Source organism: Nosocomiicoccus ampullae (genome assembly GCF_019357495.1).
GTDB lineage: Bacteria > Bacillota > Bacilli > Staphylococcales > Salinicoccaceae > Nosocomiicoccus > Nosocomiicoccus ampullae.
In genome coordinates this window covers 344304-360208 of sequence record NZ_CP079110.1, presented here as the reverse complement: position 1 = coordinate 360208, position 15905 = coordinate 344304, and the positions used below count along the sequence as shown (strand labels likewise).

Below are 15905 nucleotides of genomic sequence, written 5' to 3'. Positions count from 1 at the left end.
ACCCTCCTTATTTAATACGAATCCTTGGATCAATAATACTTAAGATAATGTCTGATAATAACGTACCGACAATCGTTAAGAATCCGTAGAATAACATTAATACGTTCGCAACACTGAAGTCACGTGTAGAAATAGATTCTAAGAATAAACGACCCATTCCCGGATACGCGTAAATCATTTCGATGAAAATAGAACCACCAAGTAATCCTGCGATTTCATAACCAAAGAATGCTGCGATTGGGATAATTGCGTTTCTGAAAATGTGTCTACTATACACTTTCCCTTCAGATAAACCTTTCGCACGTGCTAAAGTTACGTAATCTTTTTGTTTCGTTTCAATAATACCCCCGCGTAAGTACTGCACAGTACCAACGAGTCCAATTAAAGCAATCGATAATGACGGTAAAACTAAGTGATACACCTTACTAAAGAAATATTCGATTGTCCAAGGATCTAATTTTGGATTGACAGACCCTGAAGTTGGGAACCATCCTAAGTTAAATCCGAATACTAATACCATAAGTAAACCGAACATGAATGACGGTGTTGCAAACCCTAAGTATGTATAACCAGTGATTACGTTGTCTAATAATGAGTCGTTATAACGACCTGATAACATACCTAAAGGAATACCAATTAAATAAATTAAAATTGTAGAGAATAGTGATAACCAAATCGTGTTCATTAAGCGGTCACCAATAACGTCAAGTACAGGTTGCTGCTGGAAATACGAACGTCCAAAGTCACCTTGTAACATATTAACGACCCAGTCTCTATATTGAATGTACCATGGATTATTTAACCCCATAGCCTCACGTTGCTTTTCTAACGCTTCTGCTGGAATATTCGGGTCAAGTACACCACTTAATGCATCCCCTGGCATTAAACTCGCAAGGTAGAAAATTAATAGACTAAGTAAAAATATTTGTGGAACAGATATTAAAATACGTCTAACTATAAATTTAATCATTTACTGTTTACCTCCTTCAGTTGGTGGTAAAGCGACACTATGGTTTTCTGAAATTTTAACGAGAGGAAACGGCTTGCCGTCTTCATCTAAGTATTCGTGGAAATGATTATCAAATTCCTCTTGTACTTCTCTACGTTTACGTAAGTTCGCCTCAATATTATCAACGTTTACATCTGGAATTGCTGCAATTAATTTTTTTGTATAAATATGTTGAGGATCTTTGAAAATCACTTCCGCTGGTCCCTCTTCTACAAGTCGACCGTGGTACATAATACCGATCCACTCACACATATGTCGAACGACCCCCAAGTCATGGGCGATGAATAACATCGTTAAATCCATATCTTCTTGAATTTCTTGTAGGAAGTTAAGTACTTGTGCTTGTACAGATACGTCTAACGCAGATACTGGTTCGTCCGCAATAATAAGTTTCGGATTTAATGCAATCGCACGTGCTACACCAATACGTTGACGTTGTCCTCCAGAGAATTCGTGTGGATACTTATACAAAGATCCTGGTGGTAATCCTACTCTAGAAATAAGTCGAATGACTTCTTTTATTAATTCATCTTTTGATAGTTTTTCGTAATTTTTAAGTGGTTCTGCGACGATATCAAATACACGTTTACGCGGATTTAAAGATGAATACGGGTCTTGGAAAATCATCTGAACTTCACGACTCACATCTACTTTTTTACCACTGTTTAAGTGTTTCCCGTCAAAGTAAATATCTCCGCCAGTTACTTTATTTAGTCCCATTACGGCTTTACCAGTTGTCGTCTTACCAGAACCAGACTCTCCAACTAATCCATACGTTTTACCTTTAGGAATATTTATTGTTACTCCGTCTACTGCACGGACGTAGTCTTTAGTCGTGTTAAAAAATCCACCTTTAATTGGATAGTAGACTTTTAAATCATTAATTTCTAATAGATATTCTGTCACTATTCATTACCTCCTTGGTGCAACGCTCCAAACTGCTTAGCTTCTACTTCTTGAGTTGTCTCATTCGATGAATCTAAATAGAAGTTTTTATAGCATGTGCATCGTACATAATGCCCATCTTCAACTTCACGTAACTGAGGGTTATGTTCATGCGCGTCCTCATCGATCCACGGAATACGTGGTGCGAATCTACAACCTGTTCGGTCCATCTTATCTAACGCTGGTACAACACCTTGAATTACGTGTAGTTGTCCACCAAGCATGTCTTCAGATGGTAATGAGTTTAATAAGCTTCTTGTATATGGATGAAGCGGATTTTTAAACAACTTTTGAACTGGTGCCATTTCAACGATTTGTCCTGCATACATCACTGCAACTTTATCAGCCATTTCTGCAACGACACCTAAATCGTGTGTAATTAAAAGAACACCTGAACCTAAATCATCTTTTAACTCACGAATCAAATCTAAAATTTGTGCTTGAATTGTTACGTCTAAAGCCGTTGTTGGTTCGTCTGCAATAAGTAACTTTGGTTTATTCGCAATCGCAATCGCAATAACAACACGCTGTCTCATACCACCAGAGAGTTCATGTGGATATGCTTCTCCGACTTGTTCTGCTCGAGCGATACCAACTCGCTTGAGTAATTCAATTGCATAAGGTTCTCTTTCATTTTTCTCTTTCGTATTATGAATCGTTAACGTTTCAATAATTTGATCTTTAATTCTCATTAAAGGATTTAGCGCTGTCATCGGGTCCTGGAACACCATTGAAAAATCTCCACCACGAATGTTATTCATGTCTTTTTCAGAAGACTTTAAAATATCTTTCCCTTCAAATAGTACTTCGCCCTGTACACGCGCATGTCTATGTAATTTCATTAAAGAGAATGCTGTCGCACTTTTACCTGATCCAGATTCTCCAACGAGTGCAAGCACTTCGTTTTTATTAATATTAAACGATACATCATCTACAGCTGGATAATATTCTCCATTAATTTTAAATGATGTCGTTAAGTGATTTACTGATAATAAATGTTCTTGTTCATTCATTTTGTTCACCAAACTTCCTTTCTTTTTTAAAGGATTGTAAATAAGTTGTTTTAATTGTATAGACAATTGAAACAAAAATCAATATTATCTCAAAATTTAATCAATTCTGATAGATTATAAAATAAAATAAATTGAAAACGCTAACATTTATTATACTCTAAGTTGTATACTTTTTGAACAATTTAATGTAAAATAAACTTAGAAAAGATAAATATTTTTAGGAGTGTCTGATTTGAGATTTATAGTAACTTTCGTTTGGGCATTTTTACTTACTCAAATGATTAACTTCATCCTAAACAGTTTAAGCGGTGGCGGTCCACTTTATCCGATGATTGGAGTACTATTTGCAGTGTTAATTACAGCAGTTGTATTCTTCTTAGATATGGTTATGAAGCCAGACCCTAATTATGTTAAGGACGAAAATTAATATTTTTAATTTATAGACTCTATCATTTATAGAGTCTTTTTTATATTACATATGAGGTGTACAGATGAGTTATATTTTATCAATTGATCAGGGAACTACATCAACACGTGCTGTCTTAGTGAATAAAGACGGTAATATTGAAGCGACTGCACAAATGGAGTTTAATCAGTACTTCCCGCATTCAGGCTGGGTCGAGCATAATGCGAATGAAATTTGGAGTTCGGTACTGTCTGTAATCGCGCAACTTCTTGGAGATAACAACTTATCTACTGATGAAATTAAAGGTGTCGGTATCACTAACCAACGTGAAACGACAGTTGTTTGGAATAAGCACACTGGCTTACCGGTTTATAATGCAATTGTTTGGCAATCTAGACAAACCGATGAAATCATTGAAAACTTAAGAGATGCTGGTTATGAGGATTTATTTAGAGAGAAAACCGGACTCGTTTTAGACCCTTATTTTTCAGCGACAAAAGTAAGATTTATATTAGATGAAGTCGACGGCGCACAAGAAATGGCTGAAAATGGAGACTTGTTATTTGGCACGATTGATAGTTGGATCATCTGGAAACTAACTTCCGGACAAACACATGTCACTGATGTCACAAATGCCAGTCGTACAATGTTATTTAATATTAATACGTTAGATTGGGACGATGAAATTTTAAACATATTAAACATCCCTAGAAAAATGCTACCGAAAGTAAAAAGTTCAAGTGAAATATATGCATTTACTGATGCTGGTCATTTCTTTGGTGAACGTGTTCCGATTTCAGGTATCGCTGGCGATCAACAAGCTGCATTATTTGGTCAAACATGTTTTGAATGTGGTGAAGCGAAAAATACATACGGTACAGGGTGTTTCTTACTATTAAACACAGGTGATGAGTTAAAACGTTCTAATCATGGACTCATTTCAACAATTGCATATCAGTTAAAAGACGAACCTGTAAAATACGCACTTGAAGGCTCAATTTTCGTCGCAGGAAGTGCAGTCCAGTGGCTGAGAGATGAAATGATGTTTTTCGATGATGCAAAAACAAGTGAAGTCTTTGCTAAAAATATTGAAGACACTGATGTCTACGTTGTACCAGCGTTTACTGGACTCGGTGCGCCACACTGGAATATGCATGCACGTGGTGCGATGTTTGGAATCACACGTGGCACATCTAGAGAAGAAATTACACGCGCCACATTAGAATCACTTGCGTATCAGACGTCAGACGTATTAGAAGCAATGCGTCAAGACAGTGATACTAACATTAAAAGATTAAATGTTGACGGCGGCGCATCAGCGAATGACTTTTTAATGCAGTTTCAATCCGACTTATTAAAATGTACCGTCGAAAGACCCACCTATTTAGAATCCACTGCACTCGGTGCTGCGTTTTTAGCAGGTCTTGCGGTCGGTTTCTTTGAATCAAAAGATTCATTAAAAAAACTTAAGTCTGTCGACAAAACATTTAATCCTTCTATGAATGAAGAACTTCGAGAAAGAAAATATGACGGTTGGAAACGTGCGGTTAAAGCAACAGAATATTTTTCAAACTAAAAAAAGCTCTACTGAATACTCAGTAGAGCTTTTTACTTACATATTAAATACAAATGCACCGTCTTTAACATCAATATTTACATGCAATCCTTCTTCAAGGTTTGATTCAATCATTTTATGTGCAAGTGGTGTTTCAATTTCACGTTGAATGAAACGTTTTAATGGTCTTGCACCAAATTCTGGTTCATATGCTTCTTTTGCGATATATTTTTTCGCTTCATTTGAAATATCAACACTCATATGTTGATCGTTTAATCGCTCGTTTAGTTCGCTCACTAACTTATCAACGATACCTGTCATATCCGCTTCAGTTAATGGACTAAACATAACGATGTCATCCATACGGTTGACGATTTCTGGTTTAAAGTGTGTCAGTACTTCATTCATAACGACTTCGCGTGTTTTATCGTTAATCTCTCCACCTTGAATCATCGTATCAAGTAGGTAGTGTGACCCTAAGTTAGACGTCATAATTAAAATTGTGTTTTTAAAATCAATTGTACGACCTTGAGAATCTGTTAGTCTGCCGTCATCCATAATTTGAAGTAAAATGTTAAACACATCAGTATGTGCTTTTTCTACTTCATCCAGTAATATTACTGAGTATGGGTGTCTTCTCACTTGTTCAGTGAGTTGTCCACCTTCTTCGTATCCAACGTAACCTGGAGGCGCTCCGATCAGTCTAGATACTGCGTGTTTTTCCATATACTCACTCATGTCGATACGAATCATATTATCTTCACTATCGAACATCGTTTCAGCAAGTGCCTTCGCGAGTTCTGTCTTACCAACACCCGTTGGTCCTAAGAATAAGAAGCTACCAATTGGACGGTTTGGATCTTTAATACCAGCTCTCGCACGAATTACTGCGTTTGATACAAGTTCGACTGCTTCGTCTTGTCCAATGACACGCTGATGAAGTAACTGTGGTAAGTTGAGTAATTTTTCTTTTTCAGTTTCAACAAGTTTCGTCACTGGTATACCTGTCCATTGTGATACAATCATACCGATTTCTTCATCTGTAACAACTTCACGAATGATTCTATCTTGACCGTCTGTTTCTTCATGGAGTGCTTGTTCTAATTCATTTAACTCAGCTTGTAATTTAGGAATGATACCATGCTGAAGTTCAGCGGCACGTTCTAACTGATAATTACTTTCTGCCTCTTCTAATTCTTGACGTGCTTTGTCGATTTCTTCACGTTTACGTGATACTCCACTAATTTGTTCACGTTCACGTTCTACGCGTGCTGTTAGAGATTGCTGTTCTTCTCTAGCTTCAGCAAGTTCTTTTTGAAGCTCTTCTAAACGTGATTTTGAGACTTGGTCATCTTCTTTTAAAAGTGCTTGTTCTTCGATTTCCATCTGCATCACTCGACGATTAATTTGGTCGAGTTCTGTTGGGTTAGATCCCATTTCTGTACGAATCGTTGCACTTGCTTGGTCAACTAAGTCGATCGCTTTATCTGGTAAAAATCGTTCAGTAATATAGCGGTCTGATAATTCAGCTGCTGCAACGAGTGCACGGTCTGTGATTCTTACACCATGGTGCACTTCGTAACGTTCTTTTAGTCCACGTAATATTGAGATTGTGTCGTCGACTGTTGGTTCACTAACAAGTACTCTTTGGAAACGACGTTCGAGTGCAGAGTCTTTTTCAATATATTCACGGTACTCATTTAACGTTGTCGCACCGATCATATGAAGTTCTCCACGTGATAACATCGGTTTAAGCATGTTACCAGCGTCCATTGCACCATCCGTTTTACCTGCACCAACGAGCATATGCACTTCGTCGATGAATAGTAAAATTCGACCGTCCGCTTCTTTAATTTCTTCTAATACTGCTTTTAAACGTTCTTCGAATTCACCACGGAATTTTGCACCAGCAACGAGTGCTGCTAAATCTAATTCGAAAATTGTTTTATTCTTTAGTGAATCCGGTACATCTCCACGAACGATACGCTGTGCGAGTCCTTCGACGATTGCTGTTTTACCAACACCAGGTTCACCGATTAACACTGGGTTATTTTTACGTTTTCTACTTAATATACGAATCGTGTTACGGATTTCCTCATCTCTACCGATGACTGGGTCCATATTACCTTTACGAACTTCTTCGACTAAGTCACGACCGTATTTTTCTAATACTTCATATTGTACTTCTGGATTTTGAGTCGTCACGTGTTTTCCTCCTCTAATCTTTTTAATGATTTCTTTTACGATTTCGTCTTTATTTCCGACATGTTCTTTTAAAATGTCATCTACATTTAAAGCAGCAAGTAACATATGTTCTTGAGAAATATATTCATCTTTCATATCTCCCATTACTTTTTCTGCTTCTTGTATTAAGCGACTAAAGTCTTGTGACATATATTGTCCATACTGGACATTGTCACCTTCAACTGTGTTAAAGTTTTTTAGTTTTTCATCATATTTCTTAATTAAGTCATCTACATTAATATTTGCGCGTTGTAAAATATCTTTTGCCATTGAATCACTTACTGTAAATAATGCTTTTAATACAGCAGCGAGTTCAATCGTTTGAACTTTATGTTCTACTGAAATTTGTTGTGCACGCTCTATAATAGACTGCACTGTATAAGTCATTTTATTGATATCCATTTTCTCACCTCAAGTGTTTGACCAATTTTGACTATACTTATATTATACACCGTTAATATTGAATTTCAAGTGTTTCGACTAAATTTTTGACTATTTTTGACCTTTTTATTTTTACTTTCCTTACACTCTCGTTTGTACTATAGTTGTAATATTGACTAGGAGGATTTAAACAATGGATATTATAGAAATAATTAAATATGTTTTTCTTGGAATTTTACAAGGGTTAACTGAACCAATTCCTGTCTCTTCAAGTGGTCATTTAGTCATGGCAAGAGAATTATTTGGAGTCGAAGCGAATGGTCTATCTTTTGAAATATTTTTAAATACCGCTTCACTAATCGCAGTCCTCTATATCTACTGGAGAGATATATTTGAAATTGCAAAAAACTTTTTACGCTACATATTTAAGGGCAATAGAGATGAACAAGCAATAGTAGATTTTAAATACGTCATTTACTTAATTATTGCGACGATTCCTGTTGGAGTACTTGGATTCTTATTAAAAGATATTATTGGTGACAATGTCTCTATGGGGTTTGTCGGATTAATGCTTCTTGTTACAGGGAGTGCGTTATGGTTTATAAAAAATAAATCAGGTGTTAAACGTGACGGAGAGTTAACAGTTAAAGACTCAATTATCGTTGGTCTCTCACAATGCGTGGCATTAATTCCTGGAATAAGCCGAAGCGGTGCGACACTCGTTGGTTCTATGGCAGTCGGACTAGAGAAGAAAAATGCATTAAGATTTGTATTCCTACTATATATACCTGTATCGCTCGGAACTGCAATCTTATCAATTTCAGATATCGCGTCAGATCCAATGCTCGACACACTACTCGTTCCGTACATCGCATCGTTTATTGTAACGATTATTGCAACATACATCGGATTTAAATTACTAGAAGGAGCTTTAACAAGCGGGCGTCTCAAATATTTCAGTTATTACTGCTTCGCTGCAGGAATATTTGCGATTATGTATCAATTCATCGTGTTATCGTAAACGAATGACTGTTTAATTTAACGCAATTTGTTTTTTCGTTAACGAGAACTCTATTTCGTTCATGCATTTTATCTATTCGTTAACAAGATGAAGTACTTGTTTACGCAAAATGATTTTGCGTAAACGATTAATTATTCCGTAAATGCAAAATGCTTTTACGTAAACCTCTTAATCATTTCGTGAACATAAATCGTCTAAACGTGAACGAAATTTTACAGTCGTTCACGCAAACCTAATTTACGTAAAAATAAAAATACCAGCCGAGCTTTAAAAGTTCGGCTGGTATTTTTTATCTTTCAGCTGGTGTAAATAAGCGTCGACCAGCAAAGAATAATAATCCAACAAATATTAAACAGATCGCTGCGTTTGCTAAGAATGTAGATCCGTTAACGATTAAACTGTATAGCCATGCAGGTTGACCTTCTGGCGCGTAGCTTCCAAAGAAGAACCATCCTGCGAAAAAGTGTGATGTATAACGTAAAAAAATTCCAATAAGCGTCCAAAATAATACGTTTAATAACGTTCTATTTTTTGCTGCAACACCTGCGACTCCAATTAACATAAACGCAAGTGGGTAATCTAAAATTAATTGTACTGGGTGTACAATCCATCCTGCAGCGTTACCAGTGATAATTTGTAGAATCGACCAAATTAAACCACCGATCATTCCTGGGCCTACCCCGCGGCGCACCGCTAGAATAATAATTGGCACCATTGAAAAACTAAAACTGTATGGACCGATTTTAAATGGTGTATCTAACCAGTCGAGCCCCATACTTAAAGCTGCTAAAATCGCAATCTCCATCATTACGATGAGCTTCGTATTTGTACTTTTCATAAATACACTTCCTAAAAGTTTACTTATGAATCAAACGTTGATCATATTCCTACGCGAGCATTATCTCAACAGGTTCAAGGGTATTATCTCAGCATACGCACCCCTTATGATTCATAGCAATTAATAGTATAGTTTAAATCTATGTACCAAGCAACATCATAAAAAAACACCCTACTTTAAGTAGGGTGTGATTTATCATGTTACACCTAAAGCGATTTTAGCATAGCGTGACATGTTTTCTTTTGACCATGGTGGATTCCATACGATTTGTACGTTAACAGTTTTAACTTCTGGTAACTCAAGTAATGACTCTTCGACCATTTGAACAATTTCAGGGCCCATCGGGCATCCCATTGATGTGAGTGTCATTTCAACACCTGCATTACCGTCCTCATCTAAGAACACACCATAAACTAAACCTAAGTTTACAATATCTATACCAAGCTCTGGGTCGATAACGTTCTCTAACGCACCGAGCATGCTTTCTTCCATTGCCTTATCCATATATGTCACCTCACGTTTATATATCTAGTATTCAATATACCAAAAATTCTACAACTAGTGAATAATAATGATATTATTAAAGTAATCGAAAGGATTGAGTTCATGAAACCACATCTTATATGTTTAGATTTAGACGGCACGTTACTCACTGACGATAAAACAATCAGCAACTATACAAAACGTGTCATTCAAAAATTAAAAGAAGACGGTCATTATGTAATGATCAGTACAGGACGACCGTACCGTGCGACTGTACCTTACTATAAAGAACTAAAATTAAATACACCGGTCGTAAACTTTAACGGCGCTTTTGTGCATCATCCGTTAGATTTCGATTTTAAGGTGTTGCATAAAACATTACCTCAAGAAGTGATTAAAGATATTGTTGAACATATCGATAAATATGACATTAAAAATATCGTCGCTGAAGTACGTGATGATATTTATTTTCAATATCACGATAGCGTCTTGATGAGTGAATTTTATATGGGAGATCCTAAAATTGTCACTGGAGACCTCCGTAAAAATATGTCAGAAGAAGCAACGACTGTGTTAATTAACACGACTGAAGCACGCATTGATTATATTCGACAAGCATTCGATGATGTCTATGCTGAAACAGTCACACATAGACGCTGGGGGCCAAACGTTGCAATTATTGAAATTATTAAAAAAGGAATTTCAAAAGCAACAGGTATCGAATACGTACTTGATAGTTTAGGTTTAGACAAAGAGTACACAATCGCCTTTGGAGATGAAGATAACGACCTACAAATGTTACAATACGTCACACACGGTGTTGCGTTAAATAACGCAATCGATGACTTAAAGAGTGTCGCTGACGACGTGACAAAATACGACAATAATAACGACGGTGTCGGAAAATACTTAAACGAATATTTTAAATTAAATGTAGAGGAGTAAAAATATGAAACTTATCGTAGATAGTTGTTCAGACATTAGTTTAGATTTTGCAAAATCACATAACCTTTATTTTATCCCGTTAAATGTTAACGTCGATGGTAAAGTATATTTAGATCGATACGAAATCACGAGTGAAGACGTTTCAAAAGCTGTTGATGATGGTATCCGTCCACTAACAAGTCAAGCGAATCCTGAAGAAATCTACCAACACTTTACAAAAGCACTAGAAGAAGATAAAACAATCATTTACTTAGGTTTTTCAAGCCAATTATCTGGAACAATACAAAGTGCAAATATCGCACGTGACATGATTTTAGAAGAAAGGGATGACGTTGATATTACTGTCATCGACTCGTTAAGTGCAAGTTACGGTTACGGGTTACTTGTTGAACGCGCGGCAAAATATGTGAAAGACGGATTATCTAAAGATGAAGTATTACAAAAAATCGAACATGATAAATCACACATTAGACACCTATTTACAGTGTCAGACCTAGATTACCTCGCTAAAGGTGGCCGACTTTCAAAAGGACAAGCATTTTTAGGTAGTCTTTTAAACATTCATCCACTACTTCACGTTGAAGATGGTAAACTCGTTCCGATTGAGAAATATCGTGGAACGAAACGTGTATTAAAACGTATGGTTGAAATGATGAAAGAAGAAGGCGCAAAAACTGAAGTGCATATAACACATTCAGATAACCTTAAAGATGCTGAAGCGTTAAAAAATTTAATATTAAAAGAAACTGATTTAACAGATATTAAAATTTCTAGTATCGGCCCTACTATTATTTCTCATACTGGAAACGGAACGATTGCCCTATTCTACTTTACTGAAGGAGTGTAATATATGAAGCTCGTTATTATTGGTGGATTATCCGGTGGGATGACTGTTGCGAGTCAGTTTAGAAGACTCGATAAGGAAAGTGAAATCATTGTTTATGATAAAAATCCTTATGTTAGCTTCGCAAACTGTGGTTTACCGTATTATTTATCTCGCGAAGTTGCTAAAAGAGAAGATCTGATTGCACGTACGCCCAATCAATTAAATGACCAAGGAATTACCGTTCATACAGAGCATGAAGTCATCAGCGTAAACGATCAGGAAAACTACGTCACAGTTAAAAACTTACAAACAGGTGAAACGTTTAACGATTATTACGATAAATTAGTTGTATCTCCTGGTGGAGAAGCTCGAACACTCGATACTGTGAAAGATGCTAAGCAGTCATTTATTTTTCAACATCTCCATCATTTAGATCAAATGGATGCTTACATTTCTGAAAATGACGTGAAACATGCGGTCGTTATCGGCACAGGGTTTATCGGATTAGAAGTTACAGAGCAGTTAAAAAAGCGTGGTCTGAATGTAACTGTAATTCAGCATAATGACAAAGTTTACAGCACTTTAGAACAACATTTTACAGAACACATTAAACAAACATTTGACGAACAAGATATTCATTTAATGTTAAATACAACTCCAAAATCATTAGACGGTACAACTCTGACGTTAGATAACGACGAAACAATCGATGCTGAGTTAATCGTTCAAGCAATTGGTATTTTACCACGTACACAGTTTTTAGAGTCATCAAACATCGTTTTAGATAACGGATTTATACCAATTGACGAATACGGTTTAACAAATATCGATAATGTATACGCAATCGGCGATGCGGTTGAAACAAATTATCAGCACGTACCAAACAAAAAAGTATCCGTCGCACTCGCTTGGCCAGCACACCGTTTAGCATATGTCATCGCGAATCATCTCGCTGAAAAAAATAATCATAAGCATGACGGATTATTATCAGTGTCTATTTTGAGATTCTTTGACATCACTGTTGGTTCAATGGGATTATCATTAGAAGATTTAGAAGGCGAAGATTATATTATCGTTGAACAAACTCAAAATAATAAGGCTGGTTACATGCCAGACGCAACTCCACTTTCAATGAGGATTTACGTAGATACACATACACGTAAAATTTTAAGAGCATCTGGAGTTGGCAAAAATGGACTCGATAAGCGTCTAGATATACTATCAACACTGACTCGACTCGGTGGAACAGTAGACGATTTAATTGACGTTGAAGTCTCATACGCACCACCTTTTAGTAGCCCTAAAGATATTATTAATATGCTCGGATACAAAACAATCGGGAAGCTTAAATAAAGCCTCCCGATTGTTCTTATTTATGCTCTTTTCGTTTACTACGTTTAGCAACGACAAATATAAACACTGCAAATCCACCGAAAATAAGTAAGCTTGAAATTAAATACCAATGGTTTAAGCCTGGTGGTGTAATGACTGCGTAGAGTTCTGTTAACTCTCTATCAATTACAGGATATAACGCATTATCATGTGGTTGAACACGTTCACCTAGTAATAAGCCACTTAATTCTTTTCCATCTTCAACATATTCTTCAGTAATTTCTAACTTTTGTGTTTCACTCGTATTATTAATTTCAAGAATAAAGTCTACATCATCTGTTTTAAATAAAACAGCATATAAACCACTATCTTTTTCAATCGTTTCAATTTCACGATTTAATAATTCTTTATGTTGATCAAATACACTATATGTCGTTTTCATAAAGTCATGAACTTCTTTATCTGTCCATAAGTCCATCTGCGGATGAATCGTATTTAACGTATCACCATTTTGTGCAATTTCTGTTCCATTTGTTACAAAAACAGGACCACTATGAGCAAGTAAATACGGGTACAACATTTTGACTCTCGTACCTGGAAATAGATTATTTTCAACTGAATAGGACGTAAAACGTTCACTAAAGAAGTGGTCTGCCATTAAAATTTCATCATCTTTAGGATATTCTGGAATATCGATATCGATTCCACCGAATGCATTTGCGATTTTTTCACGCTTTGAATCATATGCAGTATAATCAAAATTTGAAGCATCGATATCGTCATCGAGTACAACTGCATATGCAGGAATATCTTCAGGTAAAATATCATGTCTATCTACATTTTGTACGACAAACATGCTTACACCGTCAATATCATACTCATTTAGGAAATTTGTCATTAAATCTTTATATTTTTCTTGGTTGTCTTCGTTATTAAAATCGATAAATTCACGGTCAATTAAATCGTAATATTCATTCATAATATCTGTCGTTTTCGGATTGTCTAATGCTGTAAATTCATCAGTTTTAGTTGTTGGAAGATCAATCACAACTTTAAAGTCGTGGTCATGTGCTTTATCTAAAAAGTCTTTAAACTCCTCTTCCCCGCCGAAACGCTCAGCAATTTTAGTATAGTCTGTAACGCTATACCCTAAAAAGTCCTTATCGTCCATTTCAAAGACTGGGCTTAATAATAATGTGTCAAATCCCATATCTTTAATATAGTCAAATTGACTTTCAATACCTTCTAAGTCCCCACCAAACGGTAAGTTGTAATCTCCGTCTACGTTATCAACGGAATCATTATCTTCGTTTTTATTTAAAAAACGATCGATGGTAATTGTATAAACACGTGACGTGTCATCAGTTTCAGCATAAACGTCACTTGTATGTATAAATGAAAACATAAAAATAAATATCGTGACATATAAAAACTTTTTCAACCTACGTCCACCTTTCTTAACTGTCAAATTTAATTATACTGGATTTAAAAAATTATGTATACAAATCTAGAAAGTTCATAAATTATACATAAAAAAACTGCAGAATATTTTCTGCAGTTTTAATATTATAATGTTCCAAGTGGTAAGTAAGATCCAAGTAATACTGTTACGATGACTAATACAATCGCAATAATTAGGAACGTTTGTACTTTCGTTTGTTTTTTCTCGCGTACTAATGTCATCTCCATTAACCCGATTGTAAGGAGTCCGAGTAACGCTTTAATACCGTACATCATATGACCTTTATCAATATTACCAATGATGCTTAAGTTTTGGATGAAAATCATCACACCACTGAATAACACGATGATATAGAAGAGTCTTAGCGTCATGTGTAAAATGAACGCTCGACGGTTGTCTCGTGACGGATCTTTTTTATATGAGAAATACGTCACTAAAAATAATATAAACGTAATAACAATAGCTGTTAAGTGCAAATGAAACATACTTAATCTCCTTTATTTAATATAAGTTGTGAGTGTACCGATGCCATTAATTGATACACGGACAACGTCACCTGATTCTAAGAAATCAGGGTGTTCCATCCCTGCAGCGACACCTTCTGGTGAACCTGTTGCGATAATATCTCCAGGCATTAGTTTCACATATTTAGATACTTCTGAAATAATTTCTTCAACAGGTAAAATCATATCACGTGTACTACCATCTTGACGAATTTCATCGTTCACTTTAGTGACGATCGATACGTCATTTAACGATGGCACCTCATCTTTAGTGACAATATATGGTCCAATTGGTGCTGCTAAACTTTTTGCTAAGAAAAATTGTTTTAATGATTTTTGTAAGTCACGTGCTGTAATGTCGTTTACAATCGTGTAACCGTAAACATAATCTAATGCTAAATGCGGTTGTACGTTATGTGCTTCTTTACCAATTACAACACCGAGTTCACCTTCATAATCTAACTCGCTCGTTAAGTCAGTAAATGCGTCGATTGACTCTTCGTCACCAACTAAACTAGAGTTTGCTTTTGTAAATACAGTGAGTGATACTTCATTATTCATTTCTTCAGCGTGTTTTTTATAGTTACGACCAAAACAAATTAAGTTATTTGGAGGTGCAACTGGAGCTAGAAATTCAATTTCAGTAAACGGCGCTTTAAATAAATGATTGTTGTCATCCGCTTCTGCTTTTTCAACTAATGTACGTACAATTTCTTGGAAATCTAACGTATTATACTTCGTAATTCCTTCAAGTAAAGTTTTTGGATAGTCTTTGTCTTCTCCAAATTCTTCGAATAATTTTGGTAAAATCCATGCGCTGTCTTCTCTTTTTACTTTAACACCGTAAGTCGGCGTGTCTTTGTAGCTAAATGATAGAAATTTCATAAGACTACTCCTTTATCCCTTTTTATAAGTATAACAAAACACGGTTAGAATTTCTTT

15 protein-coding genes and 1 riboswitch are annotated in these 15905 nt (G+C 35.8%); of the genes, 6 read left to right on the top strand and 9 right to left on the bottom strand.

Translation table 11 applies throughout. From position 1 onward, the window contains the following. Window positions 1-7 precede the first annotated feature (7 nt). Genes opp4B through KPF49_RS01885 form a run of 3 tightly spaced genes read right to left on the bottom strand, consistent with a single transcriptional unit; the run spans window position 8 to window position 2967 of the window. Entirely contained in the window at window positions 8-970 is a 963-nt protein-coding gene (opp4B, locus tag KPF49_RS01895; RefSeq protein WP_183673499.1) for an oligopeptide ABC transporter permease, read from the bottom strand. Then, on the bottom strand, window positions 971-1915 hold the full coding sequence (locus KPF49_RS01890; RefSeq protein WP_183673497.1) for an ATP-binding cassette domain-containing protein: 945 nt from the start codon (window positions 1913-1915) through the stop codon (window positions 971-973). Next, window positions 1915-2967, bottom strand: coding sequence for an ABC transporter ATP-binding protein (locus KPF49_RS01885; protein ID WP_183673495.1), 1053 nt, complete (start codon window positions 2965-2967; stop codon window positions 1915-1917). The genes KPF49_RS01890 and KPF49_RS01885 overlap by 1 nt, the downstream gene beginning before the upstream one ends. A gap of 232 nt (window positions 2968-3199) precedes the next feature. On the opposite strand from KPF49_RS01885, the gene KPF49_RS01880 reads away from it, so the two are divergent. Both KPF49_RS01880 and glpK read left to right on the top strand, forming a co-directional pair. After that, window positions 3200-3394, top strand: a complete 195-nt coding sequence (locus KPF49_RS01880; protein ID WP_183673493.1) for a YjzD family protein — start codon at window positions 3200-3202, stop codon at window positions 3392-3394. 64 nt (window positions 3395-3458) lie between these two features. Next, window positions 3459-4949, top strand: coding sequence for a glycerol kinase GlpK (gene glpK, locus KPF49_RS01875; protein ID WP_183673491.1), 1491 nt, complete (start codon window positions 3459-3461; stop codon window positions 4947-4949). 36 nt (window positions 4950-4985) lie between these two features. Here the strand turns inward: glpK and clpB are convergent, their stop codons facing one another. Further along, a complete protein-coding gene (gene clpB, locus KPF49_RS01870; protein WP_183673489.1) occupies window positions 4986-7574 on the bottom strand; it encodes an ATP-dependent chaperone ClpB in 2589 nt (862 codons plus the stop codon). Between the two features lie 172 nt (window positions 7575-7746). Here clpB and KPF49_RS01865 point away from each other — a divergent pair, with 172 nt between their 5' ends. Further along, window positions 7747-8574 (top strand): undecaprenyl-diphosphate phosphatase, encoded by an 828-nt coding sequence (locus KPF49_RS01865; RefSeq protein WP_183673487.1) that lies wholly within the window; start codon window positions 7747-7749, stop codon window positions 8572-8574. A 289-nt stretch (window positions 8575-8863) separates the two neighbouring features. Here KPF49_RS01865 and thiT read toward each other — a convergent pair whose 3' ends face one another. Further along, the gene (thiT, locus tag KPF49_RS01860) at window positions 8864-9412 is read right to left on the bottom strand and encodes an energy-coupled thiamine transporter ThiT (RefSeq protein ID WP_183673485.1); all 549 of its coding nucleotides are present in this window, start codon (window positions 9410-9412) and stop codon (window positions 8864-8866) included. A 29-nt stretch (window positions 9413-9441) separates the two neighbouring features. Next, a riboswitch (TPP riboswitch) is annotated at window positions 9442-9527 on the bottom strand. An 80-nt stretch (window positions 9528-9607) separates the two neighbouring features. Then, window positions 9608-9916, bottom strand: coding sequence for a metal-sulfur cluster assembly factor (locus KPF49_RS01855; RefSeq protein WP_183673483.1), 309 nt, complete (start codon window positions 9914-9916; stop codon window positions 9608-9610). Between the two features lie 102 nt (window positions 9917-10018). On the opposite strand from KPF49_RS01855, the gene KPF49_RS01850 reads away from it, so the two are divergent. From KPF49_RS01850 to KPF49_RS01840, 3 genes are read left to right on the top strand one after another with little or no spacing between them, the layout of a single operon-like run. After that, complete coding sequence (locus KPF49_RS01850) at window positions 10019-10840, top strand: Cof-type HAD-IIB family hydrolase (RefSeq protein WP_183673482.1); 822 nt, start codon at window positions 10019-10021, stop codon at window positions 10838-10840. Window positions 10841-10844: 4 nt separating this feature from the next. Then, on the top strand, window positions 10845-11687 hold the full coding sequence (locus tag KPF49_RS01845) for a DegV family protein (protein WP_183673479.1): 843 nt from the start codon (window positions 10845-10847) through the stop codon (window positions 11685-11687). 3 nt (window positions 11688-11690) lie between these two features. Beyond that, the gene (locus KPF49_RS01840; protein ID WP_183673477.1) at window positions 11691-13019 is read left to right on the top strand and encodes a CoA-disulfide reductase; all 1329 of its coding nucleotides are present in this window, start codon (window positions 11691-11693) and stop codon (window positions 13017-13019) included. Window positions 13020-13035: 16 nt separating this feature from the next. On the opposite strand, the gene KPF49_RS01835 is transcribed toward KPF49_RS01840, so the two are convergent. The 3 genes from KPF49_RS01835 to KPF49_RS01825 all read right to left on the bottom strand — a co-directional run bounded on the left by KPF49_RS01835 (window position 13036) and on the right by KPF49_RS01825 (window position 15848). After that, a complete protein-coding gene (locus tag KPF49_RS01835) occupies window positions 13036-14439 on the bottom strand; it encodes an alpha-amylase family glycosyl hydrolase (protein WP_183673476.1) in 1404 nt (467 codons plus the stop codon). A 125-nt stretch (window positions 14440-14564) separates the two neighbouring features. Continuing rightward, window positions 14565-14945 (bottom strand): YisL family protein, encoded by a 381-nt coding sequence (locus tag KPF49_RS01830; RefSeq protein WP_183673474.1) that lies wholly within the window; start codon window positions 14943-14945, stop codon window positions 14565-14567. 12 nt (window positions 14946-14957) lie between these two features. Further along, a complete protein-coding gene (locus tag KPF49_RS01825) occupies window positions 14958-15848 on the bottom strand; it encodes a fumarylacetoacetate hydrolase family protein (RefSeq protein ID WP_183673472.1) in 891 nt (296 codons plus the stop codon). Window positions 15849-15905: the final 57 nt, after the last annotated feature.

What these genes read in the sequence shown, in the direction of transcription:
- glpK (WP_183673491.1), top strand. Translation starts at nt 3,459, where the DNA reads ATGAGTTATATTTTATCAATTGATCAGGGAACTACATCAACACGTGCT.
- KPF49_RS01845 (WP_183673479.1), top strand. Translation starts at nt 10,845, where the DNA reads ATGAAACTTATCGTAGATAGTTGTTCAGACATTAGTTTAGATTTTGCA.
- KPF49_RS01885 (WP_183673495.1), bottom strand. Translation starts at nt 2,967, where the DNA reads ATGAATGAACAAGAACATTTATTATCAGTAAATCACTTAACGACATCA.
- KPF49_RS01850 (WP_183673482.1), top strand. Translation starts at nt 10,019, where the DNA reads ATGAAACCACATCTTATATGTTTAGATTTAGACGGCACGTTACTCACT.
- KPF49_RS01865 (WP_183673487.1), top strand. Translation starts at nt 7,747, where the DNA reads ATGGATATTATAGAAATAATTAAATATGTTTTTCTTGGAATTTTACAA.
- KPF49_RS01830 (WP_183673474.1), bottom strand. Translation starts at nt 14,945, where the DNA reads ATGTTTCATTTGCACTTAACAGCTATTGTTATTACGTTTATATTATTT.
- opp4B (WP_183673499.1), bottom strand. Translation starts at nt 970, where the DNA reads ATGATTAAATTTATAGTTAGACGTATTTTAATATCTGTTCCACAAATA.
- thiT (WP_183673485.1), bottom strand. Translation starts at nt 9,412, where the DNA reads ATGAAAAGTACAAATACGAAGCTCATCGTAATGATGGAGATTGCGATT.
- KPF49_RS01840 (WP_183673477.1), top strand. Translation starts at nt 11,691, where the DNA reads ATGAAGCTCGTTATTATTGGTGGATTATCCGGTGGGATGACTGTTGCG.
- KPF49_RS01855 (WP_183673483.1), bottom strand. Translation starts at nt 9,916, where the DNA reads ATGGATAAGGCAATGGAAGAAAGCATGCTCGGTGCGTTAGAGAACGTT.
- KPF49_RS01825 (WP_183673472.1), bottom strand. Translation starts at nt 15,848, where the DNA reads ATGAAATTTCTATCATTTAGCTACAAAGACACGCCGACTTACGGTGTT.
- clpB (WP_183673489.1), bottom strand. Translation starts at nt 7,574, where the DNA reads ATGGATATCAATAAAATGACTTATACAGTGCAGTCTATTATAGAGCGT.